General features: G+C 61.5%; 18 protein-coding genes. 14 read left to right on the top strand and 4 right to left on the bottom strand.

Features of this window, described 5'->3' with window-relative positions:
* The first annotated feature begins 14 nt into the window (after positions 1 to 14).
* The 3 genes from tssM to BM017_RS11790 are packed head-to-tail and all read left to right on the top strand — an operon-like array spanning position 15 to position 4,941.
* Positions 15 to 3,389 (top strand): type VI secretion system membrane subunit TssM, encoded by a 3,375-nt coding sequence (tssM, locus tag BM017_RS11800; RefSeq protein ID WP_092244277.1) that lies wholly within the window; start codon positions 15 to 17, stop codon positions 3,387 to 3,389.
* Positions 3,386 to 4,099, top strand: coding sequence for a PP2C family protein-serine/threonine phosphatase (locus tag BM017_RS11795; RefSeq protein ID WP_092244274.1), 714 nt, complete (start codon positions 3,386 to 3,388; stop codon positions 4,097 to 4,099). Before tssM ends, BM017_RS11795 begins: the two co-directional genes overlap by 4 nt.
* Positions 4,096 to 4,941 (top strand): serine/threonine-protein kinase, encoded by an 846-nt coding sequence (locus tag BM017_RS11790; RefSeq protein WP_092244271.1) that lies wholly within the window; start codon positions 4,096 to 4,098, stop codon positions 4,939 to 4,941. The genes BM017_RS11795 and BM017_RS11790 overlap by 4 nt, the downstream gene beginning before the upstream one ends.
* A 4-nt stretch (positions 4,942 to 4,945) precedes the next feature.
* Here the strand turns inward: BM017_RS11790 and BM017_RS11785 are convergent, their stop codons facing one another.
* Complete coding sequence (locus BM017_RS11785) at positions 4,946 to 5,275, bottom strand: DUF6388 family protein (RefSeq protein WP_071487977.1); 330 nt, start codon at positions 5,273 to 5,275, stop codon at positions 4,946 to 4,948.
* A 245-nt stretch (positions 5,276 to 5,520) separates the two neighbouring features.
* Between BM017_RS11785 and BM017_RS11780 the strand changes: the two genes are divergently transcribed.
* Positions 5,521 to 7,596 carry an EAL domain-containing protein gene (locus BM017_RS11780; RefSeq protein WP_092244268.1) on the top strand — a complete coding sequence of 692 codons (2,076 nt, stop codon included), beginning with the start codon at positions 5,521 to 5,523 and terminating at the stop codon, positions 7,594 to 7,596.
* On the opposite strand, the gene BM017_RS11775 is transcribed toward BM017_RS11780, so the two are convergent.
* From BM017_RS11775 to BM017_RS11765, 3 genes are read right to left on the bottom strand one after another with little or no spacing between them, the layout of a single operon-like run.
* Entirely contained in the window at positions 7,593 to 8,426 is an 834-nt protein-coding gene (locus BM017_RS11775; RefSeq protein ID WP_092244265.1) for a metal-dependent hydrolase, read from the bottom strand. The genes BM017_RS11780 and BM017_RS11775 overlap by 4 nt on opposite strands.
* A 15-nt stretch (positions 8,427 to 8,441) precedes the next feature.
* On the bottom strand, positions 8,442 to 9,332 hold the full coding sequence (locus tag BM017_RS11770; RefSeq protein WP_071487974.1) for an SDR family NAD(P)-dependent oxidoreductase: 891 nt from the start codon (positions 9,330 to 9,332) through the stop codon (positions 8,442 to 8,444).
* Positions 9,329 to 10,867 carry a flavin-containing monooxygenase gene (locus tag BM017_RS11765; protein ID WP_092244262.1) on the bottom strand — a complete coding sequence of 513 codons (1,539 nt, stop codon included), beginning with the start codon at positions 10,865 to 10,867 and terminating at the stop codon, positions 9,329 to 9,331. The genes BM017_RS11770 and BM017_RS11765 overlap by 4 nt, the downstream gene beginning before the upstream one ends.
* A gap of 266 nt (positions 10,868 to 11,133) precedes the next feature.
* Between BM017_RS11765 and BM017_RS11760 the strand changes: the two genes are divergently transcribed.
* The 10 genes from BM017_RS11760 (at position 11,134) to BM017_RS11715 (ending at position 23,829) form a co-directional block, all read left to right on the top strand.
* Positions 11,134 to 12,132: an alpha/beta fold hydrolase gene (locus BM017_RS11760; RefSeq protein WP_170856066.1), complete on the top strand. Its 999-nt coding sequence runs from the start codon at positions 11,134 to 11,136 to the stop codon at positions 12,130 to 12,132.
* 294 nt (positions 12,133 to 12,426) lie between these two features.
* Positions 12,427 to 13,707, top strand: coding sequence for an alkane 1-monooxygenase (locus tag BM017_RS11755; RefSeq protein WP_092244256.1), 1,281 nt, complete (start codon positions 12,427 to 12,429; stop codon positions 13,705 to 13,707).
* Between the two features lie 133 nt (positions 13,708 to 13,840).
* A complete protein-coding gene (gene praA, locus BM017_RS11750; RefSeq protein ID WP_071487971.1) occupies positions 13,841 to 14,335 on the top strand; it encodes an alkane oxidation protein activator PraA in 495 nt (164 codons plus the stop codon).
* A 132-nt stretch (positions 14,336 to 14,467) separates the two neighbouring features.
* Positions 14,468 to 14,962 carry an alkane oxidation protein activator PraB gene (gene praB / locus BM017_RS11745; RefSeq protein ID WP_071487970.1) on the top strand — a complete coding sequence of 165 codons (495 nt, stop codon included), beginning with the start codon at positions 14,468 to 14,470 and terminating at the stop codon, positions 14,960 to 14,962.
* Positions 14,963 to 15,359: 397 nt separating this feature from the next.
* A complete protein-coding gene (gene praB, locus BM017_RS29520) occupies positions 15,360 to 15,875 on the top strand; it encodes an alkane oxidation protein activator PraB (protein ID WP_092244253.1) in 516 nt (171 codons plus the stop codon).
* An 86-nt stretch (positions 15,876 to 15,961) separates the two neighbouring features.
* Entirely contained in the window at positions 15,962 to 17,419 is a 1,458-nt protein-coding gene (locus tag BM017_RS11735; protein WP_092244250.1) for an outer membrane protein transport protein, read from the top strand.
* Between the two features lie 263 nt (positions 17,420 to 17,682).
* Positions 17,683 to 20,208, top strand: a complete 2,526-nt coding sequence (locus BM017_RS11730; RefSeq protein ID WP_092244247.1) for an acyl-CoA dehydrogenase — start codon at positions 17,683 to 17,685, stop codon at positions 20,206 to 20,208.
* Between the two features lie 88 nt (positions 20,209 to 20,296).
* Positions 20,297 to 21,640 carry a 3-oxoacyl-ACP reductase gene (locus tag BM017_RS11725; protein ID WP_092244244.1) on the top strand — a complete coding sequence of 448 codons (1,344 nt, stop codon included), beginning with the start codon at positions 20,297 to 20,299 and terminating at the stop codon, positions 21,638 to 21,640.
* Between the two features lie 3 nt (positions 21,641 to 21,643).
* Positions 21,644 to 22,534: a MaoC/PaaZ C-terminal domain-containing protein gene (locus tag BM017_RS11720; RefSeq protein ID WP_092244241.1), complete on the top strand. Its 891-nt coding sequence runs from the start codon at positions 21,644 to 21,646 to the stop codon at positions 22,532 to 22,534.
* A complete protein-coding gene (locus BM017_RS11715; protein ID WP_092244238.1) occupies positions 22,531 to 23,829 on the top strand; it encodes an acetyl-CoA C-acetyltransferase in 1,299 nt (432 codons plus the stop codon). Before BM017_RS11720 ends, BM017_RS11715 begins: the two co-directional genes overlap by 4 nt.
* Positions 23,830 to 23,836: the final 7 nt, after the last annotated feature.

Genomic DNA, 23,836 nt, shown 5'->3' with positions numbered 1-23,836 from the left:
GCTGGGAGCAATGAATGAACGCATTCTTCAGACGCGTGGGCAAGGTGCTGCGCGAGAGTTGGGTATGGAGCCTGTTGCTGGTGCTGGCCGGTGCGCTGCTGGTGTGGTTTGTCGGGCCGTTGCTGGCGGTAGACGACTACCGTTTCTGGCAGGGTTCGACGGCCCGTTTGTTGACCATCAGCGCAATGCTGCTGTCATGGGGGTTGGCGATGGTGGTTGTGGGGGCACGTCGCTCCGCGCGTTTGGATCAGCCTGGGCAGCTGGAACATCTTCAGCAGCAGGGGTTGATCAATGACGAAGTGGTGCAGGTGCGCAGGCGCTTCAAGGAAGCGCTGCAGACGTTGAAAACCTCACACCGCTACGGCGAGCGCAGTGAGCGTTCGCGCCAGGAACTGCCCTGGTTCCTGTTGATTGGCGAGCAGGGCAGCGGCAAGACCGACTTGCTGGCCGCTGCCGGGTTGCCGACGGCGCTCGACCGGACGCACGCGATGCCGCCAGGCGCCACCTCTTACTGTGACTGGTGTTTTGCCGACGACGCGGTGGTGGTCGAGATGGCAGGTCGATACCTGAGCCAGCCCGACCACAGTGTCGATGCAGCGGGATGGTCGACAATGCTGGACATGCTCAAGTCATGGCGCAGGGCACGGCCGCTCGATGGCGTGGTGGTGACGCTGTCAGTCGATACGCTGTTGCGCAGCAACGAACACGACCTGGAGCTTCACGCGCGCCATGTGCGTAACCGCTTGCAGGACATCCAGCAGTCACTGCAGGTAGATGTGCCGGTTTATCTGGTGCTGACGCAGCTTGATCGGCTGGCCGGGTTTGCCGAGTTCTTTGATGCGCGGCAGGGCGATGCCGCGGAAGGCTGCCTGGGTGAGCGCCTGGTGTCAGGCATGGCAGGCACTGATACCGCCGAGGTGCGCGAAACATTCGACGCCTTGTTGCAACGTGTGGGTGCCGAGCTGATCCCGCGCTTGCATCAGGAACGCAACCTTGAGCGCCGAGGCCGCATGCTAGGCTTTCCTCAGCATCTCGCTCGCCTGGGCGAGTTCGTCTGCCTGTTTATCGAGAGTACGTTTGCCGCCCATCGCTACCAGCGAATCAACGGCTTGCGCGGGTTCTACCTGACCTGTGCGAAGACAGGTGATGCGCGTGCCCATTTTGCCCAGGGCCTGTTCAATCGGGTGATTTTTGCCGAGGCCGGTCTTGCCGGGCTGCGTACCCCGGAGCGACAGCGCATACGTCGACGCCACGGGTTGATGGCGCTGGCCGCCTCATTGGTTGTGGGTACGGCAGGGGCGCTGTGGGCGCACAGTTATGCACTCAACTATCAGCGGCTGGTGCAACTGCGGGAGCTGATCAACCCCAAGCCTGTAGGCCAACCCGAAGCGGACGCCAGCCTGGCGTTGCTCGCGCTGTTGGACAGTCGCCTGGCGGCCACGGGAGTGTTTCCACCGGCGGCGCAGGTACCTTGGGTTGAGCGGGGCGGCTTGTATCAGGGCGAGTTGAGTCGGCCATCATTGAACAGCGCCTACGAACAAGCCCTGCATCAGCAATTGCTCCCCTACGTGACCCTGCGGCTCGAACAACAGGTACGTGACAGCCTGGGTGATCGCGAGCAGTTGCTGGACAGCCTTCGCGCCTACTTGATGCTCAACCTGCCCGAGCGACGTGATAAGGCCTGGTTGGCCGAGCAAGTGGCGGGGCTGCGGACTGTTGGGTACATCGAGGATGCATCGACACACAAACGCCTGCACGAACACGTTGCACGGCTCGTTGAACAGGGTTTTTTGGCCCCGCTGAATGATGAGTTGGTCGCCCAGGCCCGTCTGGTGCTGCGCGGCGAGCCAATGGTAGAGGTGGTCTACCGGACACTGCGCGAGCAAGCTCGGCACCTGGAACCCTTGCGCCTCGCGGAAAGCCCGGCGTTTTCGAGGGTTGAGCCCCCCATTCCGGGTTTCTATACCCGTAAATACCTGCAGTTTTTCGAGAGCCAGGGGCCACAGTTGGTCAATGCCATCGCCCAGGATAATTGGGTGCTTGGGGAGGCCGCAGACCTCAGCGTCGTGGACTTGCGCAAGCTAATACTGGAGCTGGAACAGCGTTACTTCAGCGAGTACGCCGACATCTGGAGTGATGCGCTGGGTCGAGTCAGGCTGCTGGAAAGCGACGACCTGAGGCACGATGCGCAGCAGCTCGCGAACTTGACTTCCGCCCAGTCGGCGCTGGTGTTGCTGTTGCGGCAAGTGCGGGAACACACGCGACTGCTGCCGACCCATGAGCGGTTTGGAGCGGTGAGCCAGCAGGTCGCTGAGCTGGGCACGCCGGTGTCCGGCTTGCTCACCCGAGCCTTGCCGCGCCAAACACCGCCGGATACTGCCCGGCGCGCATTGCTGCGTCGTTTCGAGCCCTTGCACCAATTGCTGGATGAAGAGCTGAACCCGACGGCCGAGTTGACCCAGGCCTTGCGCCTGTTGGATGAGTTGCACTTGCAAGTCTCGACACTGAACCGTGACAGTTCGCCCGAGCACGCGGCATTCAAGATGGCCCGGCAACGCATGGATGGACAGCAGCCGCTGTTGGGTAACCTGCGTGACGCTGCTGCTCGCTTGCCGCAGCCGCTCAAGGGCTGGTTGGACGGGATTGCCGAGCAAACCTGGCGCCATCTGCTTGATGACGCCTATGGGTATGTGAACCAGCGTTATCAGAGTGAGGTGTATGGCTTTTATGTGAAAGCCATCCGGCACCGCTACCCCTTCAATGCCGACGCCGGCAGCGATGTTGCCCTGGGTGATTTCCAGTCGTTCTTCAAACCACGGGGGGTGATGGAGCACTTCTATGACAGCTACCTGCGGCCGTTCGTCAGTGTCGAGGGGAGCCGCTATCGTTTGCGTGGCCTTGAGGGCCGCAGCTTGCCTGTTTCACGTTCGTTGCTCGACCAGCTGACACGCGCGCAGGTCATTCGCCAGGGGTTCTTCAGCGCAGACCAGGGGAATTGGGCCGTTCTGTTCACGCTGGCGCCCTACAGCCTGGACCAGGCCGTCAACCGTGCGACGCTGCGGGTGGGCGATCAGCAATTGGAATACCGTCACGGTCCCATCGTGCCGATGGCGTTCCATTGGCCGAGTGATGCGGACAATGGGCGCAGCAGCCTGGTACTGGAGCGCGGTACCGAGCGACCGCTGGGCATTGAAAAAGACCGGGGAGCCTGGTCGTTGTTCCGGCTTTTCGAACTGATGCAAAACGAGCCGGCCAGCGGCAGGGATGCACAGATACTCAAGGCCGACCTGGCCGGCCTGCGTGCCAACTACCTGCTCACCAGCCAACGCAGCCCCAGCCCGTTTCAGATGGCCACATGGCGCGGCTTCCGCCTGCCGGAGCAGTTGTGAACCGCGCGCACCCTTGGCGAAGTGCTGGCCGCACGGCGCAAGGCAAGCGTCGTGCGCGTAACGAGGATGGGTTCCTCGATTGCCCGCAACGCGGTTGCTGGGCGGTCGCCGATGGAATGGGAGGGCACCATGCTGGGAATGTGGCCAGTCAACGGGTGGTCAGCAGCCTCGCGGCGCTGCCAGGCCAAGGCAGCTTCGACCAGCGGGTCGAGGCCGTACAACGCTGCCTGCGGGGGCTCGACAGCCAGTTGCAGGCGGCCGATGGCCTGGCACGCGTCATGGGCAGTACGGTGGTTGTCCTGTTGCTTGAGCGTGACCGCGCGGCGTGCATCTGGGCAGGGGACAGCCGATGCTACCTCTGGCGAGGGCAGCGTTTGTATCAGCTGTCCAGGGACCACTCCCTGCAACAGCAACTGATGGACAAGCAGCATGTGAGCCTGGAACTGGCCCGCGCTCATCCAGACGCCCGTGCCTTGACTCGTGCCATTGGCGCCGGAAAACCGCTGAGTCTGGAGATACTGGAACTGCGTCCCCATCCAGGCGATGTGTTCTTGCTGTGCAGTGATGGCTTGTACCAGGGGCTCAGCCACCGGCAACTGGGGCGTGCGATGAATGCCGGCACGCCCGGGCAGGTAGTGGAGCGGTTGTTCAGCGACGTGTTGCGTGGACCTGCGCTGGATGACCTCACTGCGGTGGTGGTGCAGCCATGAACGCCGCAGCCGGTCCGCCGAACCTGCTTGCGGGACGCTACCAGCTGGAGCGAATTCTCGGTTCAGGGGGCATGGGGGTGGTCTATCGTGCCCGGGATCTGCTGCATGAGGCGTTTGGCGAACCGGACGCGCGCGTGGCGCTGAAGCTGTTGGGTGAGACGCTCTGTGCGTCCACCGACGCCCACGTGTTGCTGTACAGCGAGTTCGCCCTGACCCGGAGCCTGCGACATGAACATGTGGTCCGGGCCTTTTCGTTCGAGGTCGACACGGCGCACCAGCTGGCATTCTTCACCATGGAAGTGATGCCCGGCCTGACCCTGGACCGCCTGCTCCCGGAATGTCCGCAAGGGATGGCGTGGCAGGCGCTGCAACCCATCGCCCTGCAACTGCTGGATGCGCTGGCCTACACCCACCGACAAGGAGTGCTGCATGGCGATGTGAAACCGGCGAACATCATGCTGGGGGAGCAGGGGATACGGCTGTTCGATTTTGGCCTGGGGCATGCTGAAGCGCAGGCAAGGGCCGGATTGCCCGGCCTGAGCCGCAGTCGCCTGAATGCCTGGACCCCTGCGTATGCAGCGCCGGAGCTGATGGCCGGAGGGCTTCCCTCACCCCGTGCCGATCTGTACGGGGTTGCCAGTGTGCTCTATGAGTTGGCCGAAGGACGGCGCCCCGGCGAACGTCAGCAGCATCAGCCGCTGCCGAGGCCGAGGCAGTTGCCCAGGCATTGCTGGCCTGCAGTGTCTTCGGCTCTGGCGATGGATCCTGAACAACGCACGGTGTCGGTCGCCGAGTTGCGCGAAGTGCTGGGCTGCGGGCGCCGTCTCTGGTTCCTGGGGTAGTGCGTTAGCCGGGCAGGTCGTGCAGTTGGCAGTACTCGACCCAGCTCAGGCCCGCCATCTGTGCCACCTCCTTGTGTACCTCACGACGCTGGGCTTCAAAGGCCTCACAGGAATCGGCGGTCAGTTTGAGGGTCAGCTCCCAGGCAAACAGGCCCTGGCGTTCAGCTTGCGCTTCAAAGGCTTCATGCAAGCGTTCCGCGCGGTACTGGGCCAGGGTTTCGCCCCTGGCCTGGGCAGCCAGCGGATTCAGGGTATCCAGTTCGGCGGCGACATCGGGGTGTTCATCGAGGAATCTGTCCAGCGCGCGCTGGTGGTTATCACCGGGTTGTGACAAAGGCTTACTCCAAACACAGGTCAGGGGGAGGGCGGATAGGCGTCATTGAAGCAGATTGAGCGATTGGCCTGGATCATAAAACTCAACTGTTTGGAAAAAACAGGGCCTGGCCTGTTATCCGATTCGGAAATTCACCCAGATGAATGGCAAAAGGCTTTCGCTCATTGGGCCAGGACGTGTAGCGTTAGCCGGTGCTTCCAGCCCTGCCTTGCAGGGACAGTGGGCGATGGGCAGAGGGATGGGTCATGGCGCAAACGCTGTTCAAGCTTTTCTTCACCCAACGCCTGGCTGCGTTGGCCAGCACTGAATCGCTGCGGGCGATCCGCGAAGGGCTGTTGTGGATCCTGCCTTGTCTGCTGGTCTCGGCGGGCTTTCTGATTCTGTCGGAATGTGCTCGCGTCCTTGGCTTCCACGCGCAGGTGGTGGCGTTCCTCGCCGGCCTGCACAACCAGATCAGTTCCGTGATCCCGCTGCTGGTGGCCGCGTCCATCGGTTACATGCTGGCGATCCAGCATCGCCTGCCCCAATTGCCCGTGGCATTCCTGTGCCTGGCCCATGTGGTGGTGGCGACATTCATCCTGCGGGACTACCCCAGGGCCTCGGCCACCTTTGTGCTGTTTATCGCCATTGCCTCGCCGCTGTTGAACGTTCCCGCAATTGCCTGGCTGCACCGCTACCGCTGGACCCGTCTGGTCAACGAAGACCTGGTGGGGCACAACCTGCGGGGCACGATCAATATGGTGCTGCCAGGCGCTATCACCGCCCTGGCATTGGTGGTGGTGCTGTCCTTGTTGCTGCAGATTCCGTATGTGGCGCAGTTGCAAGGCCCCCAGGTGCTGGACGCGCTGGAGTCGCCCTACGGCAGCGGCCTGTTCGTGACCCTGATGAATTCGCTGCTGTGGTTTTTCGGCATCCACGGCGTGTACGCCATGCAACCGCTGTTCGATGTACTGGACCAGGTCGTGGTGCTGAACAGCACGGCCCTGGCGGCGGGCGAGCCGGTCAAATATGTGTTGAACAGTGGCCTGTTGGGCAGCTTTGCGTTTATCGGTGGCTCGGGCGGTGCATTGTGCCTGTTGCTGGCCATCCTGCTGTTCTCCAGGAGCCAGTCCATGCGCTTGTTGGCGGTGGCGAGCCTGCCGCTGTCACTGTTCAACGTCAGCGAGGTGCTGCTGTTCGGCTTGCCGATCATCCTCAACCCGCGTTTGTTCATACCGTTTCTGATCGTCCCGGCGTTGAATGCCATGCTGGCGTTGACGGTGGTGCAGATGGGCTGGGTGTCGCCGGCGGTGGTCAGCGTGCCGTTCACCGCGCCGGTGCTGCTCAATGCCTATCTGAGTACCCACGGCGACCTGGCGGCGGTGGCGCTGCAAGTGGCGCTGCTGGGCCTGGGCACCCTGGTGTACGCGCCGTATGTGCGGGCGATCCATCGCCAGGCCAGTGAAGGGGGCACGGTGTACCTCAAGTCCCTGGACATGACCTTCCGTGGCCTTGAAGAAAAGGGCCGGCTGCGCGAGCTGGACCCGGTACTTGCCTCCCACAAGACCCTGGCGCGCCAGGCCGTGGAACTGAGCCGCATCCAGCAGATCAGCGACTATGAGTTCTACCTCGAATTCCAGCCGCAGGTCTCGACCCGCACAGGCCTGTGCACCGGGTGTGAAGCGCTGATGCGGGCCCGCGACGCCCAGGGCACGGTGCATTCGCCGTGGGAATTCCTGCAATGGCTGGCCCAGGCGCGGTTGATGCCGGATGTGGATGTGTGGGTAGCATCCCAGGCGGTTCGCCAGTACCAGAAGTGGCAGAAACTCGGTTTTGCCCTGCCGATGACCATCAATATTTCCAGCGCGACGCTGACCGACGCCGCCTTCGGCGAACGCCTGGTGGAGATTCTGGCCCAGGCCCATGGGCACGTATCGGTCGAGATCACTGAGGATGCCCTGGTCAGTGATATCCAGGTCACGCGCCAGACTATCCAGAAGCTGCAGGCCATCGGTGCCAAGGTGTATATCGACGACTTCGGCACCGGCTTTTCGGCCCTGAGTTACCTGCACCAGTTCCCGGTGGACTTCATCAAGATCGACCGCAGCTTCGTGGTGGCCCAGCATGACCCCAAGGGCGCCCAGGTGATGACCGGCATGCTGCGCTTCTGTGAGGCGCTGAACCTGGGCGTGGTGGTGGAAGGGGTGGAGACTGCCGAGCAGTTGGCCTTCCTGAATACCGGCACCGAATTGATTATCCAGGGCTGGTATTTCAGCAAGGCGCTGCCGGGCGATCAGTTGGAAGGGTTCGTACGCGAACGCGCCGCCTTGGCGCAGGCTTAATACCCGCGCTGGGTCTGCTCGATCTCCTCGACCAGGCCATCGATCCCGGCCAGGCGCGCCCGATTGTCGTGGTCCCAGGGGTGAAAGCCGGGTTTGAAGTAGTGCAGCCACGGCACCAGCATTCGTGGGAAAACACCCTTCGGCCCATACAGAAACTTCAACATGCGCCAGAAACCCTTGAGGTGCCCACCCGACTTGCGGTCGGCAATCAGCAGGCGCAGGTGAAAGTCGAACACCACCAGCCAGAAGAACACCGTGGTGGTCAGCATGGTGCCGGTGCGCAGCAGATAGCGCTTGGGGCCGGGCTTGATCACGCGGTTCCATACATCGAACGCCACGGCCTTGTGTTCGGTTTCTTCCAGGGCGTGCCAATACCACATCTGCTGATAGCCCTTGAGCGAATTGCCGAAGCGCGACGGGTCGCTCAACAGGATTTCGGCCAGCATCGCCGTGTAGTGTTCAAGGGCAATGGTCACCGCCAGGTTGAAGGACGCAGGCAGGTGTTTTTTCTGCCAGTCGAGGATGAACTTCAAGCGCCGGTCCAGCGTATGTGCCGGCAACCCGGCGGCTTGCAGCAAGTCGTTGTAGGCCACGTGTTCGCGGCTGTGCATGGCCTCCTGGCCGATGAACCCCTGGATCTCTTTTTTAAGCGCAGGGTCGTCGATGTCCTGGCGATAGTGGCGCACGCTGTCCATGAAAAACAGCTCGCCCTGGGGAAACAGCAGCGACAGGGCATTGAAGAAATGGGTGATGAACGGGCCCTGTTCATGCCAGTCCTTGATGCGCTCGGCGGGCAGGGCGAAATGGATGTCACGGCGGATCGGCAACATAGTGCGTGCTCCTGTTCAGAGGTGGGGCTCGTCGTTGGTTTCAAATACCGGCGTGCGCGGCTTGGGCGCCATGCGCTTGCTGGCGAACACCACCAGGGCTTGATAGGCCGAGGGCAGGCAACGGGCGAGCAGGTCGAGGAAATACGCGTCGCGGCCGATCAGCACGCGGCGCTTGTTTTTGCGCACGCCGTGCAGGATCACTTTGGCGGCCTGGTCGGCGTCGGTGATGAACAGCTTTTCGAAATCGGCGCGGGCCTGCTGTTCGCTGTGGATCAGGAAGCCCGTCATGTTCGCGTCGATACGGCTGCTGCGGCAGATATCGGTGCGGATGCCACCGGGGTGCACGCAGGTGGCCGACACGCCGCAGCGTTGCAGGTCCAGTTCCTGGCGCAGGGATTCGGTGAAACCGCGCACCGCGAACTTGGTGGCGTTATAGCCGCTCATGCCGGGCTGGGCGAACAGACCGAATACGCTGGACGTATTGATCACATGGCCTTCGCCCGAGGCTTTCAGGTATGGCAGAAATGCTTTGGTGCCGTGCACCACGCCCCAGAAGTTGATACCGACGATCCATTCCAGGTCGGCATAGTCCACGCCTTCAACCGTGCTCGACAGAGCCACCCCGGCATTGTTGAACACCAGGTTGACCTGGCCGTGATCGGCCACGCAGCGTGCGGCCCACTCCTCCATGGCCTGGCGATCGGACACATCCAGTACCTGGGTGGTGACCGACACGGGGGCCAGGGTCGAGGTCTTGATCAGCGCCAGGGTCTGCTCCAGCCCCTGGCTGTTTTTATCTGCCAGCGCCAGGTGGCAACCTTCACGCGCCAGGGCCAATGCCAGGGCGCGGCCCATGCCGGATGCGGCGCCGGTAATTGCCGCTACGCGGCCATTGAATGACTTCATGACAGGCTGCCCTCCGGGGTGGAGTGGGGGGCCGGCACGGGGCGGCTGGGCAGGTTGACCGGCAACTGGTCGACCACGTAATCCTTGAGCGCAAACTGGCGGGTGACCTGCTTGAAGCGCCAGGTCGAGCCGGGCCACAAGGTGGTGTTCCTGCCGGTGCGAGGGTCGAGGTACCAGCTCTGGCAACCGCCGGTGTTCCAGATGGTGCGCTTGAGCTTGGCTTGCAACTGTTGGTTGTAGGCGCTTTCCACGGCCGCCTTGACGTCCACCGTGGCGATGCGGTGCCGCTGCATGTGCTGGAGGGCACCCATGATGTAAGTCACCTGGGCTTCGATCATCAGGATCATAGAGTTATGCCCCAAGCCAGTGTTGGGCCCGACGATCAGGAACAGGTTGGGATAGCCAGGCACCGTGGTGCCCTTGTAGGCATGGGCGCCGTCTTGCCAGGTGTCCATCAGGTCCACACCGCCGCGCCCGATGATGCAGTCGCGGGGCAGGGGATCGCTGGCCTGGAAACCGGTGCCGAAGATCAGGCAATCGGCCGGGTGCTTGATGCCGTCGGCGGTGATCACGCCGTCGGCTTCGATGCGCAGCACGCGATCGGTGACCACCTCGACATTGCTGCGCGACAAGGCGGGGTAGTAGTCGTTGGAGATCAGCACGCGTTTGCAGCCGATGGTGTAGTCCGGGGTCAGAGTCTTGCGCAGGGATGGGCGGGCTACTTGTTTGTGCAGATGACGCAGGGCGATTTTCTGCACCATTTTCATCAGTCTTGGGTGCAGGGCAAAGCCCACCACGCGGCCTTCCAGCGCCCAGTAGAAAGCACCGCGCACCAAGCGCTGAGTGAAGGGCAGGTGCTTGAACAGCCAGCGCTCGAAAGGCGTAATCGCCCGGTCGGGCTTGGGCATGATCCACGGTGGCGTGCGCTGGAACAGGTCCAGGTGGGCCACTTGCGGCGCGATCTGCGGTACGAACTGAATGGCACTGGCGCCGGTGCCGATCACCGCGACGCGTTTGCCTTTCAAGGAGTATTCATGGTCCCACTGCTGGGAGTGGAAGCGCTTGCCCTTGAAATGATCGAGCCCCGGAATATCCGGTAACGCCGGACGCGACAGGCCGCCCATGCCCGACACCAGCACCCGCGCACTGACCTGGCGGCCACCGCTGAAGCTCAATTGCCAGCGTTGCAGGTGCTCGTCGAACACCGCCCGCTCCAGGCCCATGCCGAAGCGCAGATAGGGCGCCAATCCAAAGCGCGTGGCGCATTGCTCCAGGTACGCACGGATCTCCGCCTGCGGCGCGAACTGCCGCGTCCAGGCCGGGTTGGGCGCGAAGGAAAACGAATACACATGGGACTGCACATCACAGGCGCAGCCCGGGTAATGATTGTCCCGCCAGGTGCCGCCGAGGGTGTCGGCCTGTTCGGCGATAAAGAAGTCGGTGAACCCGGCTTCCTTGAGCTTGATCGCCATGCACAGGCCGGCAAAGCCGGAACCGATGATGGCGATGTCGATTGAATCACTCTGGGCATTCATAAGCAGTCCCTCGTGGGCATCGGATGTGCTCCTTTCTTGTTTTGTCTTTTGGATAGAACACCATTGCAAAGAAAAATTGAATTACTTATTTTAAAAAAGATTTTAAATAATCTACCTGAAAATATCGCCTACGCTAGTCCCAGGTTCCTCATGTGCCATTTGTCCGACGGACAGGCACGCCGTTCGGGTCCAGGGTGTGGACGATGGCCGAGGCCTTGATCAATTCCGGTCAGGTCGCCGGCAGCAGGGATGCAGAGGACCGAGCTATGGCTGTTGAATGGGTTATCGCTGCGGCTGTGTTGGTAGGCGCGAGCGCCGTGTTGTGGGGATTCAGTACGTGGATGACGCGGCGTATCGAAGCCGCCGTTCCGATCAACGGACGCTTTCTGGAGGTGAACGGCGAGCGCTTTCATTATTACGAGGAAGGCAAGGGGCCGCCGCTGGTGATGATTCACGGCCTGATGGGCAGCAGTCGCAACCTGACCTATGCCTTGTCCGGTCAGTTGCGCGAGCACTTTCGCGTGATCAGCCTCGACCGACCGGGGTCGGGCTATTCCACGCGCCATAAAGGCACTGCCGCAGACTTGCCGGCCCAGGCGCGTCAGGTGGCGGCTTTTATCAATACGTTGGGCCTGGATAAACCGCTGGTGCTGGGGCATTCCCTCGGTGGGGCGATTTCCCTGGCGCTGGCCCTCGACCATCCCCATGCGGTGTCGGGGCTGATACTGGTGGCGCCCTTGACGCACCCGCAACCGACCTTGCCACTGGTGTTCTGGTCACTGGCCGTGCGGCCTGCCTGGCTCAGGCGCTGGGTGTCGCGCACCCTGACGGTTCCCATGGGCCTGTTGACAAGACGCTCGGTGGTCAAGGGCGTGTTCGCACCGGACAGTGCCCCGCAGGACTTCGCCACCCGTGGCGGCGGCCTGTTGGGCATGCGTCCTGACAACTTCTATGCGGCCTCCAGCGAGATCGCCCTGGTCAACGACCACCTGCCGGACATGGTCAAGCGCTACCCGCAGCTGACGCTGCCCATCAGCCTGATCTACGGCGCACGGGACAAGGTGCTGGACTTTCGCAAACACGGCCAGGCCCTGGCCGACAAGGTGCCCGGCCTGAAGCTGCAAGTGGTGGAGGGGCGCGGGCATATGCTGCCGATCACCGCCACCGAACGGGTGGCGGAAGCGGTGCAGCAGTTGGCCAAGCGTGCGCGGCCAGCACAAACCGCCGCGATCCTGCACCCGCCGTTTGCCTTGGCGAACAAATAATCGTGGCCCTCGTTGCGGGTTGGACCGTCCGAAATGCTTGCCCTAGAGACCTGACCAAACAGCTGAAAAAGAGACTGCCCGGTCACGTAAAAAAGGCTTCGAAAAAGTAGTTGACGACCTAACGATTCCGCGCTATTTCTTTAAAAAAATATTTCAATGTTTATTTTGAAATGATTTTTGAAATGCCTAAGAGCGAATAAAAATGAAAAAAACGTCTTTTATCGCATGGTTGATTTCCTGGAGCACTCAGCGCTCCCTGAACCTGTTTCCTGCCCCCATGACACGGAGGCTGCCATGAATCAGACCCTGGCAGCCCCAAGCATCTGGACCGACGGCAAGCGTCACCTGTGGTGGCTGGGCATCCTGCCCCTGGCCACTCCGTTGCTCTCCGGCGCACTGGCCATCAGCACCGGTACCCAGCAACTCTGGTGGGTCGGTGTACTGGTCATCTTCGGCCTGATCCCATTGATCGATGGCTTGCTCGGTGAAGACGTGAGCAACCCGCCCGAATCCGCTGTCGGCCACCTCGAATCACAAAGCTACTATCGCTGGATCGTCTACACCGGCGTGGTGTTTGTCATCTCCTCGGTGGTGATCACCGGCTGGCTCGCCGCGGGCGGAATCGACTGGATCATCCAGGGTGGCCTGTTGCAGGCTGCCGCGAACCTGGAGCCGTCCAGCTGGCTGTCCCACGCCGCCAGTTACATCACCGCACGTACTCAACTGCATGGCGAACCGAGCTGGTTCACCTACCTGGGCATGGCCATGTCGACCGGCGCCGCCACTGGCATCGCGATCAACACGGCCCATGAATTGGGGCACAAGCCCAACCCGCTGGAAGTGTTCCTGGCCAAGGTCACCCTGGCACCGACCTTCTACGGGCACTTCTACACCGAGCATAACCGTGGCCATCACGTGCGTGTGGCGACGCCGGAAGATCCGGCCAGCTCGCGGTTGGGCGAGAGCTTCTGGGCCTTCCTGCCACGCTCGGTGTGGTTCAGCGCCCGCTCGGCGTGGAACCTGGAGCGCGAACGCCTGCGCAAGCTTGGTCTGCCGGCCTGGCACTGGCAGAACGGCGTACTCAGCGCCTGGATGTACAGCGTGGTCTTATGGGGCGCGATGATCGCCTGGTTGGGCGCGGCGGTGATTCCGTTCCTGATCATCCAGGGTATCTACGGCTTCTCGCTGCTGGAAGTAGTGAATTATGTGGAGCACTACGGCCTCAAGCGCCAGAAGTTGCCCAATGGTCGTTATGAACGTTGCTCGCCACGGCATTCATGGAACAGTAACCGTATTGTCACCAATATCTTTCTGTTCCAACTTCAACGGCACTCTGATCACCATGCCAACCCGACCCGTAGTTATCAATCGTTGCGCCACTTTGATGAGTCACCTCAACTCCCTTATGGCTACGCGAGCATGATTGTCTGGGCCTATGTACCGTACTTGTGGCGGCGGCGCATGGATCATCGCGTACTCAATCATTACGCCGGGGATATCACCCTGACCAACCTTCAGCCCTCACAGCGGTTGAAGTACCTGGAGAAGTACAGTAACAGCGCCAAGCCGTTCTAAGTTCAAGTAACCGGTTGTTGGCGTACTCGGGGCCTGCGTGCCGCGCAGGCTGCTTTTGCCCAAGGTTTACAAAACGAGTTGCAATACAGTGGTTTGACCCGAACAAAAATAATTAAAGGGAAGGACGTACACCATGCAATCACCTGCCAAGTTCACCACTCACATCGTATTGGCCGCGCTGGGCCTGATTGCCTATCACCAGGCCCAGGCTGCGCGCATCGAGCCGGCGGGCAGCGCCTTTACCGCCCAAGGCCCCATCAGCTTCTCCAAGGGTGCGCTGATCAGCGCCGACTGCACCATCAAGGTGGCCGGCAAGGTCGCGGCCGATGGTTCTTCGGTGAATGTCGACAAAGTGGAATTCGACGGCGGCCTCAAGTGCAGCCGCGTGGAAGCCATCAACTTGCCGTGGGTGTTAGTCGCCAAAGACACCAAGAGTGGTTCCATGTCGAAGATCAGCGTGGACGTGCATGCATTCGGTCTGGGCGGAAAGTGCGGACCTTCGACGGCTGATGGCACTTGGGATAACGCCACCGGCAAGTTGGAAGCCGCCAATGTACCCATTGGCGAAGACTGCAAGATCAAGACGGTGTCGATCAAGATGCCGCCGAACTTCAAAGTTGTTGAATAACCGTCGGATGTTACAGCGGTAATTGAATTGAAATTTGGCTGGAAAGGGAAGTTCTGCAGATTCACCGTGACCTCTCGTTCATGGCCATTACCCCCGGCGAAATGACTTCGCCATAACATGTGAGGAAAAACAATGAAAAGCTTGAAAACCCTCGTATCGTTGTCTGCTTTGGCTGTTTGCATGGGTGCTGCTTCGATGGCGAACGCGTACAGCATCAGTCCTGTAAACACGAGCTTCACCGCGCCAGGCACCATCTCGGTGAAGTCGCCTTCGTCCTTCCAGGCCACCGTTAACTGTGGTGCCACGTTTACCGGGAATGTCGATGCGACAGGCGTGGCCAAGATCACTGGCGTCGCGGTCACCGGTGGCGGCCTGTGCGCGCTGCCGAAGATCACCGGTTTGCCTTGGACCCTGACTGCCACGGGCCCTGCCGCCGGTTCGGTGACAAACGTCGGCTATACCATCGCCAGCTCGATTCTGTACCCAGCCTCCAATTGCGGCCCTTCGACTATAACCGTGGGCTACAGCGGTGGTGTGCTGACCGCTGCCAACCAGACCCTGAGTGGCAGTTGCACCGTGGTGAGCCTGAGCGTCACCCCATCGCCGACGTTGACCATTGTTCCTTGATGGTTGTTTGAGAACAAAGGGCTGATCACCCCTTAAGAAGACAAGCGTCTCTGTTGAGGCGCTTGTTGAGGGGCGCCAGGTGTTCCCTTGAACGTGGAGTGTCCATTTATACCGAGTGAACGCTGTCATTAGTTCAGAGAGGAATACGTCAAGTGCAAAAGACGACTGTGATCGCACGTGTTTGTTTGCTTGATTTAGTTCTGTGGCAGTGCCGATGGCCGCCTATTAACGTGAGTATTGGCAATGGCCCCGATGGTCTTGATGTTTCAGCAACCCATCAAATGCCGGCTGGCGGCGGTACGGTGGTATAGATGAGTGTCGAAGTGTCCAACGCTATTTTTATTCCTTGAATAACAGTTCACGCTCATATCAACCGTCACACAGGGAAGAAAAGGTAATGAAGAGTTTGATAGCACTCGTAAAGGCAGGCTCGATAGTGTTGTGTCTTGGCCTGGGAGCGGTTGCCAATGCGGCGTCTTTCAGTCCACCCGGCGCGATTTTAACGACCAGTTCGGGCGGGACTATAACCATTAAATCCGCGTCGACATTTGGAGCTGCGGTCAACTGCAGCTTCGCATTTACAGGCGTGGTGGAGCCAGAGGGTGCAGGGCTGAAAATCAACACCGTGTCACTTTCCGGAGGGGCGATCTGTGCCCTGTATCAGCCCACTGATTTACCCTGGCGGTTGACGCCTACCAGCATCGCCACTGGTCAAATCACCGGCATGGCCTTGACCTACGCGACGACCTCTCCCGCGTGGCCTGCGACTCATTGTGCTCCATCCACCGTCTCTGTCTCGCTGGCTAATACACCTGGCGGCTTGAGTGTGGGCGCGAGCAACCAGCCACTTACAGGTGGCTGCACCATTGTCAGCCTAGGCGCCGTGGCCCCAGGTATTACCGTGCTTCCCTGAGCGGGATGCACAGCAAATCAGGAAAACCAAGTAGCAACACGAGTCGGCTGGGGCCGACTCAGTGAGATAACAATAAGGAGTGCCGTATGAATAATAAAAAACAACAGGTACAGGTTCTGCTGGGCTTGGCATTAATGGGAGGGGTGATGGCTGCCGCGCCTGTACACGCCGGCGGTTTCTCTACGCCTACTTATGGGGCACCTGGTTGGGGTCGGGCCTTTGCTGGCGGTTCGTTGTTCAAGAACGATCCGAGTTCTGCGTACAACAACCCGGCAGCCATGGCTTTCGTAGAACATAACGTTGCGCAGTTTACGGTCGATTACGCGCGCATCAAGATCAAATACAAGGGGAGCGCCAATGATTACAAAGGCGACCCTATTGCCAATATCCCAATTGGGGACAACGGTTTTCCCGATATATCGGCGGCTGCGGTGAACAACAACGATGGGGGACAAGGCGGGTTTACGGCGTGGTTGCCGACAGGGTTCATGGTAATGCCACTTGGCGACCGCTTCGCTTTCGGTTTGAGCCAGGTGGTGCCCCAAGGCATGCGTTCGACATGGAATGAGGACTCCAAATTCCGTGATTTTGCCGTAGATACAAAGATCGAAACCGTTGGGTTGACAGGCTCTCTTTCATTCAAGGTCAATGATCAGTTTTCCATTGGTGGCGGTTTGATTGTTCAGCACAGCAAAGGTTTTGTGAGCCAGAACATCGATTTGTTTTCCGCGGCTTCCCTTTCCAACAGCCCTGAGCTGAGTGGTGTCCAATTTCCCTCAGGCGTGGGGGGCGCGCTGATGCGGGTCAAGGTCGACAATATTTCGACAGGCTGGTTTACCGGTGTGACCTGGAAACCGACTGATCAAGACACCTTGGGCCTTAACTATCATGCCAAGATCAAGAACAAGATGACGGGCAAGTACAATATTCGGGCGGACGCGTATAACAATGCCTTGATGACCCAACCCAGCCCGATAGGTGGCAACGGAACATTGGTTGAAGTGGCTTACCCAGGCCTAAAACTGTTCCCCGATGGTGCCCATGCCAGCACCCAGCTCGATATTCCGGCCACGGCTGGCTTTGACTGGGTGCACCAATTCAACGACCGCTTCACCTTGGGCGCGAGTGTGGTGTGGACGCAATGGTCATCGTTCAAGGATCTCACGCTGAAGTCTGGCGATATCAATATCGTCTCTATTCCTTACAACTACAAAGATACGTGGATGTATTCGGTCGGTGGCGACTTCCGCGCTACCGATGAGTTGACCCTGCGTGCCGGTGTCGCTATTGACCAGACGCCAACGCGTAATTCGACCCGTGATCCACGGATTCCGGACGGCGACCGCACCTTCCTCTCACTCGGAGCCGGGTACGATGTGAAAGCGATCAAGGGCTTGAGTTTTGACGTGGCCTACTCCCACCAGTTCGTACAGGAGGTCAAGCTGAAGACCAAGAACGTCGATCGCCTGGGGGGCGCCAGCCTCGACGGTAAAGCAGAATCGTCGGGCGATGTGGTCAGTCTCTCGGCAACCTACGCGTTCTGACGTTAAGAGGATGATGGAGAAGGGCATCAAGCGCATCTTGCTGCCCTTATCTGTGAGCGTCCTCCTATTCAGGAGTGATGAGCTCTTCACTATCACTTGAGCAGGCTGACGGGTTCAGCCGCTATTTTTTCGCCAATTAATTAAATAAAAATTTCAAAATAAAATTTGAATTTGCTTTTCCGAGTTTGTAGTGTGGCTTTACGCCGCCGCTCATTTCGAGCTGCATAGTGTTTGCCACGCCCTGATCGAGTAGAGGTATCCCCATGGTTATCTGGTTATTGGTGGGTGTCGCAGCTGCGATTGCCCTGGCGTATCGACAAGCCGCTGCCATTCACTGGCTGGGCGCTGGCCTGATCTGGCTGGCAGTCGGTTATCTGTTCAACGTGGTCGCCGGTTTCGGCATGACCGTCGCGGCGCTCCTGGTGCTTCTGCCTGCAGTGCTGATGACCATCAAACCCCTGCGCCGCACCTTGCTCACCAGCAAGGCTCTGGCGCTGTTTCGTACAATCATGCCCGCCATGTCCGACACCGAGCGCGCGGCCATCGAGTCTGGCACCGTGTGGTGGGACGCCGAGCTGTTCAGCGGCAAGCCTGACTGGCAGCGCCTGTTGCAAGCCGCGCCCGCCAGCTTGAGCGCCGAAGAGCAGGCCTTCCTCGACAACGAAGTGGAAACCCTGTGCGACATCGCCAACGATTGGGAAACCACCCAGGTCTGGCAGGACATGTCCCCCGAGGGCTGGCAATACACCAAGGACGCCGGGTTCCTCGGCATGATCATTCCCAAGCAGTACGGCGGCAAAGGCTTTTCCCACTATGCGCACTCGCAGGTGGTGATGAAGCTGTCGACGCGCTGCTCGGCGGCGGCGATTTCGGTGATGGTGCCCAATTCCCTCGGCCCGGCCGAACTGCTGCTGCACTACGGCACCGACGCCCAGCGCAATTACTACCTGCCGCGTCTGGCACGGGGGGAAGACATCCCGTGCTTTGCCCTGACCAGCCCGTATGCCGGCTCCGATGCCGGGGCGATTCCCGATCTGGGCATCGTCTGCAAAGGGATGCATGAAGGCGAGGAAGTGCTGGGCTTCCGGGTGACCTGGGACAAGCGCTATATCACCCTTGGTCCGATCGCCACGGTACTCGGCCTGGCGTTTCGCGCAGAAGACCCGGACGGGCTGCTGGGGGCGCCGGGTTCGCTGGGCATCACCTGCGCGTTGATTCCTACGTCTCACCCAGGCGTCAACAGCGGTCGCCGCCATTGGCCACTCAACGCCGTGTTCCAGAACGGTCCTACCACCGGCAAGGATGTGTTCATTCCGCTGGAATGGGTGATCGGCGGGCGCGAACAAGTCGGCAACGGCTGGCGCATGCTGATGGAATGCCTGGCCGCCGGGCGCGCGATTTCCCTGCCATCGGCCAACGTCGGCCTGGGCAAGGTCGCGGTGCGCGGCACGACCGCGTATGCGGCGATGCGTAAACAGTTCGGCCTGCCCATCGGCAAGTTCGAGGGGGTACAGGCGCCCTTGGCGCGCATGGCCGGGCACCTGTATGCCTGTGATGCGGTGCGTAAGGTGTCGGTAGCATCCCTGGATGCCGGTGAAAAACCTTCGGTGATCTCGGCCATTGCCAAGTACCACGTTACCGAACGGGCGCGGATCATCGTCAATGACGGCATGGACATCGTCGCCGGCAAAGGCATCTGCATGGGCCCGAATAACTTCCTGGCCCGCGCCTATCAGCAAAGCCCCATCGCCATTACGGTGGAAGGCGCGAACATCATGACGCGCTGCCTGATCATCTTTGGCCAGGGCCTGATCCGTTGCCATCCCTATGTGTTCCGCGAGATGGAAGCGGCGCGCAACCCTGATCGGCGCAAGGCGCTGGAAGCATTCGACAGTGCCATGTTCGGCCATGTGAGTTTTGTGCTGGCCAACACCGTGCGTGCGGTGGTGCATTCCCTTACAGGCGGCCGGCTGATTTCTGCTCCCGCCAAGACCGACCCCGCGCTGGCGTCCTACTACCGCCAGGCCAATCGCCTGTCGGTGGTGCTGGCATTGGTCTCGGACATTTCCATGGGCGTGCTGGGCGGAGCCCTCAAGCGCAAGGAAAGTATCACCGGGCGCCTGGGGGATATTCTGTCGCAGCTGTACATCCTGTCCTGCGTGCTCAAGCGCTTCGAGGATGACGGCCGGCCCCAGGCGGATTTGCCGCTGGTGCACTGGGCGGCCCAGGACGCCTTGCTGCGCGCCCATGAAGCACTGGCCGAAGTGCTCGACAATTACCCGTCGAAAGCCGCCGCCTCCGTGCTGAAGGCCTTGACGTTTCCCTTCGGCATCCCGCTGCGCAAACCGTCGGACCGCCTGCTGGCCCAGGTGGCCGATGTGGTGCAGACGCCGGGGGAAACCCGCGATCGCCTGCTGGCCAATTCCTACATTCCGCGTCCGGAAATCGACAAGCTGGCCTATGGCGAATTGGGCTTTCGCCTGTTGCCGCAAGTGGAGCTGATCGAGGCCCGGCTCAAATCCGCCGTCAAGCAGGGCCTGATCGAGCCGATGCCGATCTCCGCCACGGCGTTCACGACCTGGCGCGTCAAGGCGCGGGCACTGGACCTGATCAGCGACGATGAAGACACCTTGCTCGGGCGTTATGTGGAATACGCCGACCACGGCATTCAGGTGGACGACTTCCCGCAGGACTTCGGCTTGCTGGAGGCGTTGCAACAGCGCAAGCAAGCGCTGGAGCCGACGACGAAACGTCGCGCCAGCCAAAGTGAAAACGCCTCGGTCAATTAGGAAAAAAACCAATCAATGTGGGAGGGGCAATCCCCTCCCACACAGACCGGGTTTACACGGCATGTATGTGTGGTGAGTGAATCTATCTATGAGTGACAGCTACCTCTCGTTCGTCAATTCCCCCTGGGGCCGTCGCCTGGCCCAGGCCATGGGTTTACCGCAACCGTTGCCGCTGCAACGCCATCGCAGCGGCCAGCACGGGCTGGTCAACCCGGTGATCGTCGCTGGGGCAGGGCGCCTGACCACTGAAGTGCAGCGTGTGTTCGCGGGCACCGACACGGTCACGGCCACCCCGGCCACGCCCAAGGCACCGTCCACGGTCAAGGTGCAGGGCGCAGTGTTTGACGCCAGCGCCGTGGCCAGTCTGCAGCAGCTGGACGAGCTGTATGAATTCTTCCACGCCAACGCCAAACGCATCGGCCACCATGGCCGTGTGGTGGTGCTCGGCACTGCGCCGGAACATTGCCAGGACTTGCCCCAGGCCATCGCCCAACGCGCCCTCGAGGGACTGGTGCGTTCGCTGGCCAAGGAGCTGCGCCGGGCGATCACCGTGCAGTTGATCTACGTGGCGCCTGGTGTCGCAGGCGCGCTGGACAGCAGCCTGCGTTTCTTCCTGTCGCGCCGCTCGGCCTATGTGTCCGGGCAAGTGGTGCGCTTGGAACAACCGGTAGATGGCCAGGTCACGGTCAACTGGGACAAACCCTTCGCCGGCCGCCGCGCCCTGGTCACCGGCGCTTCCCGTGGCATCGGCCTGGCGATTGCCCAGGTGTTAGCCCGGGAGGGCGCGCATGTGGTGTGCGTGGACGTGCCCCAGGCGCAAGACGCATTGCAGCAAGCCGCCACCAGCGTTGGCGGTTCCGCGTTGCCGCTGGACATCACTGCCCCGGACGCTGCCGGCTTGTTGCAGGCCCACACCAGCCAATACGGCGGGTTTGATGTGGTGGTGCACAACGCCGGGATCACCCGTGATAAAACCATCGCCAAAATGCCCGAGGCGGCGTGGCGCAGCGTATTGGCCGTCAACCTCGACGCACCGTTGCAACTGAGCCAGGCGTTGCTGGACAACCAGGGGCTCAATCCCGGCGGGCGCATCGTGTGCGTGTCGTCGATCTCCGGCATCGCCGGCAACCTCGGTCAGAGCAATTACGCCACCTCCAAGGCCGGTGTGATTGGCCTGGTGCAAGGCCTGGCACCCCATGCAGCGGCGCAGCAGGTCACGGTGAATGCGGTGGCGCCCGGGTTCATCGAGACCCAGATGACCGCAAAAATCCCGCTGATGATCCGTGAAGCGGGGCGGCGCATGAACTCGATGTCCCAGGGCGGTCAGCCGATTGATGTGGCCGAGACCATCGCCTGGCTGGCACACCCGGCTTCCGGCGGGGTCAATGGCCAGGTTGTACGCGTGTGCGGGCAAAGCCTGCTGGGGGCCTGAGCCATGGACTATGTGACGCAGATTATCGACCCGCCGCCATCGCGCACCCGCTTGCTGCTGGATGGCGTGCGCGCCTTGCGCAAACCCAAACTCGGCGGCGCACCGGTGCTGCCCAGGGAGCGCCTGGTGCGCGCGGCGGCCGAGTTGTCCGGCGCCGGCATTGAGGCCTATGGCCGCGCCTGCGGTTTTCGCCGCGAGCAGGGTGTGCCGTTGTCCTATCCCCATGTGCTGGCGTTCCCGCTGCACCTGATGCTGCTCACGCGCCCAAGCTTCCCGTACCCGGCCAGTGGCATGGTGCACCTGGCCAATCGCATTCGCCAGCACCAGCGCCTGCACCCGGGCCAGGCGTTGCGCCTGGAGGTGTACGCCGAGCGCTGGGTCGCCCATCCCAAAGGCCAGGCGCTGAGCATCGCCACCCGTGCCTACGGCGCCGACACCCTGGTCTGGGAGAGCGACAGCCTGTACCTGCGCCGGGACGTCAAGGACCCGGTCGGCCAGCCGTGGGACGACGTGTTGCCGTTGCAGGAGGAGGGTCTGTTGCGCACCCAACGCTGGGTGTTGCCCGCCGACCTGGGCCGGCGTTTTGCCAAAGTGTCGGGGGATTTCAACCCGATTCACACCTCGCTGATCGGCGCGAAACTCTTCGGTTTCCGCCGCGCCATCGCCCATGGCATGTGGACCCTGGGCCGGGCGCTCGCCGCCCAGCAACCGCCCGGCGGGCTGGACCAGGCCGAGGCCCATTGCGACTTCAAGCTGCCGGTCTTCCTGCCCGGCCAGGTAGCGCTGTGGAATCGCCCCGTGACCGGCCCGCGCCGTGAATTCGAAGTGCGCAACTTCGCTGGCGACAAGCCCCATATGCGTGGCCTATTCATTTGGAATGAGAGCGTTCGATGAGTGACTACAGCTTCAACCCGCCGCCGGCTCGCCGCGTGGCGATTATCGGCGGCAACCGCATCCCGTTTGCCCGCTCCAACACGGTGTACGCCCACGACAGCAACCAGGACCTGATGGTGGCCGCCTTGCAGGGCCTGGTCGACCGTTACAACCTGCACGGCCAGCGCCTCGGTGAGTTTGCGGCCGGGGCGGTGATCAAGCACTCGCGGGATTTCAACCTGGCACGTGAGTCGTTGCTCTCTACCACCTTGTCCCCGGACACGCCGGCCTACGACGTGCAGCAAGCCTGCGGCACCGGCCTGGAAGCGGCCTTGCTGGTGGCGAACAAAATCGCCCTGGGCCAGATCGAGGTGGGCGTTGCTGGCGGTTCCGATACCACCTCCGACGCACCGATCGGCATCAACGAATCCCTGCGCCACACCTTGCTCGCTGCCAACCGCGCCAAGGGCATGGGCGCCAAGTTCAAGACGTTGCTCAAGGTTCGGCCGTCGATGTTCTTCAAACCATTGCTGCCGCGCAATGGCGAGCCACGCACTGGCTTGTCCATGGGCGAGCACTGCGAAGCAATGGCCAAGCGCTGGCAGATCAAGCGACTGGCCCAGGATGAGTTGACCCTCACCAGCCATCAGCGCCTGGAAGCGGCCTACAAGCGCGGCTTCTTCGACGATCTGATCAGCCCCCATCGCGGGCTGGCAAAGGACAACAACCTGCGCGCCGACGCCAGCCTGGAGAAACTCGCCGGCCTGGCCCCGGCCTACGACCGCCAGGACGGCACGCTCACGGCGGGCAATTCCACGCCGCTGACCGATGGCGCTTCGGTGGTGTTATTGGCCAGCGAGGCGTGGGCCGCCGAACACGGCTGGCCGGTGCTGGCCTACCTGCGTACCGGCGAAACCGCCGCGGTGAACTTCGTCGACGGCACCGAAGGCCTGTTGATGGCCCCGGCCTACGCAGTGCCGCGCATGCTCCAGCGTGAAGGTTTGAGCTTCAACGACTTTGATTTCTTCGAGATCCACGAAGCCTTTGCCGCTCAGGTGCTGTGCACGCTCAAGGCCTGGGAAGACGCCGATTATTGCCGCGAGCGCCTAGGCCTGGAGGCACCGCTGGGGGCTATTGACCGCGCAAAAATGAACGTCAACGGTGGCTCACTCGGTTGCGGCCACCCGTTTGCGGCCACCGGTGGCCGCCAACTGGCGGCGCTGGCCAAGCTCATTCACGAGAACGGGGGTGGGCGCGGCCTGATTTCCATCTGCGCGGCGGGCGGGCTGGGCATTACCGCCATCGTCGAAAAGTAGCTCTATC

The organism is Pseudomonas sp. NFPP04 (assembly GCF_900113815.1).
Taxonomy (GTDB): domain Bacteria; phylum Pseudomonadota; class Gammaproteobacteria; order Pseudomonadales; family Pseudomonadaceae; genus Aquipseudomonas; species Aquipseudomonas extremorientalis.
This window is presented reverse-complemented; position numbering and strand designations above follow the sequence as displayed.

What these genes read in the sequence shown, in the direction of transcription:
- BM017_RS11720 (WP_092244241.1), top strand. Translation starts at nt 21,644, where the DNA reads ATGGACTATGTGACGCAGATTATCGACCCGCCGCCATCGCGCACCCGC.
- praB (WP_071487970.1), top strand. Translation starts at nt 14,468, where the DNA reads ATGAAAAGCTTGAAAACCCTCGTATCGTTGTCTGCTTTGGCTGTTTGC.
- BM017_RS11780 (WP_092244268.1), top strand. Translation starts at nt 5,521, where the DNA reads ATGGCGCAAACGCTGTTCAAGCTTTTCTTCACCCAACGCCTGGCTGCG.
- BM017_RS11770 (WP_071487974.1), bottom strand. Translation starts at nt 9,332, where the DNA reads ATGAAGTCATTCAATGGCCGCGTAGCGGCAATTACCGGCGCCGCATCC.
- BM017_RS11775 (WP_092244265.1), bottom strand. Translation starts at nt 8,426, where the DNA reads ATGTTGCCGATCCGCCGTGACATCCATTTCGCCCTGCCCGCCGAGCGC.
- praA (WP_071487971.1), top strand. Translation starts at nt 13,841, where the DNA reads ATGCAATCACCTGCCAAGTTCACCACTCACATCGTATTGGCCGCGCTG.
- BM017_RS11790 (WP_092244271.1), top strand. Translation starts at nt 4,096, where the DNA reads ATGAACGCCGCAGCCGGTCCGCCGAACCTGCTTGCGGGACGCTACCAG.
- BM017_RS11735 (WP_092244250.1), top strand. Translation starts at nt 15,962, where the DNA reads ATGAATAATAAAAAACAACAGGTACAGGTTCTGCTGGGCTTGGCATTA.
- BM017_RS11725 (WP_092244244.1), top strand. Translation starts at nt 20,297, where the DNA reads ATGAGTGACAGCTACCTCTCGTTCGTCAATTCCCCCTGGGGCCGTCGC.
- BM017_RS11715 (WP_092244238.1), top strand. Translation starts at nt 22,531, where the DNA reads ATGAGTGACTACAGCTTCAACCCGCCGCCGGCTCGCCGCGTGGCGATT.
- BM017_RS11730 (WP_092244247.1), top strand. Translation starts at nt 17,683, where the DNA reads ATGGTTATCTGGTTATTGGTGGGTGTCGCAGCTGCGATTGCCCTGGCG.
- praB (WP_092244253.1), top strand. Translation starts at nt 15,360, where the DNA reads ATGAAGAGTTTGATAGCACTCGTAAAGGCAGGCTCGATAGTGTTGTGT.
- BM017_RS11765 (WP_092244262.1), bottom strand. Translation starts at nt 10,867, where the DNA reads ATGAATGCCCAGAGTGATTCAATCGACATCGCCATCATCGGTTCCGGC.
- BM017_RS11755 (WP_092244256.1), top strand. Translation starts at nt 12,427, where the DNA reads ATGAATCAGACCCTGGCAGCCCCAAGCATCTGGACCGACGGCAAGCGT.
- BM017_RS11760 (WP_170856066.1), top strand. Translation starts at nt 11,134, where the DNA reads ATGGCTGTTGAATGGGTTATCGCTGCGGCTGTGTTGGTAGGCGCGAGC.
- tssM (WP_092244277.1), top strand. Translation starts at nt 15, where the DNA reads ATGAACGCATTCTTCAGACGCGTGGGCAAGGTGCTGCGCGAGAGTTGG.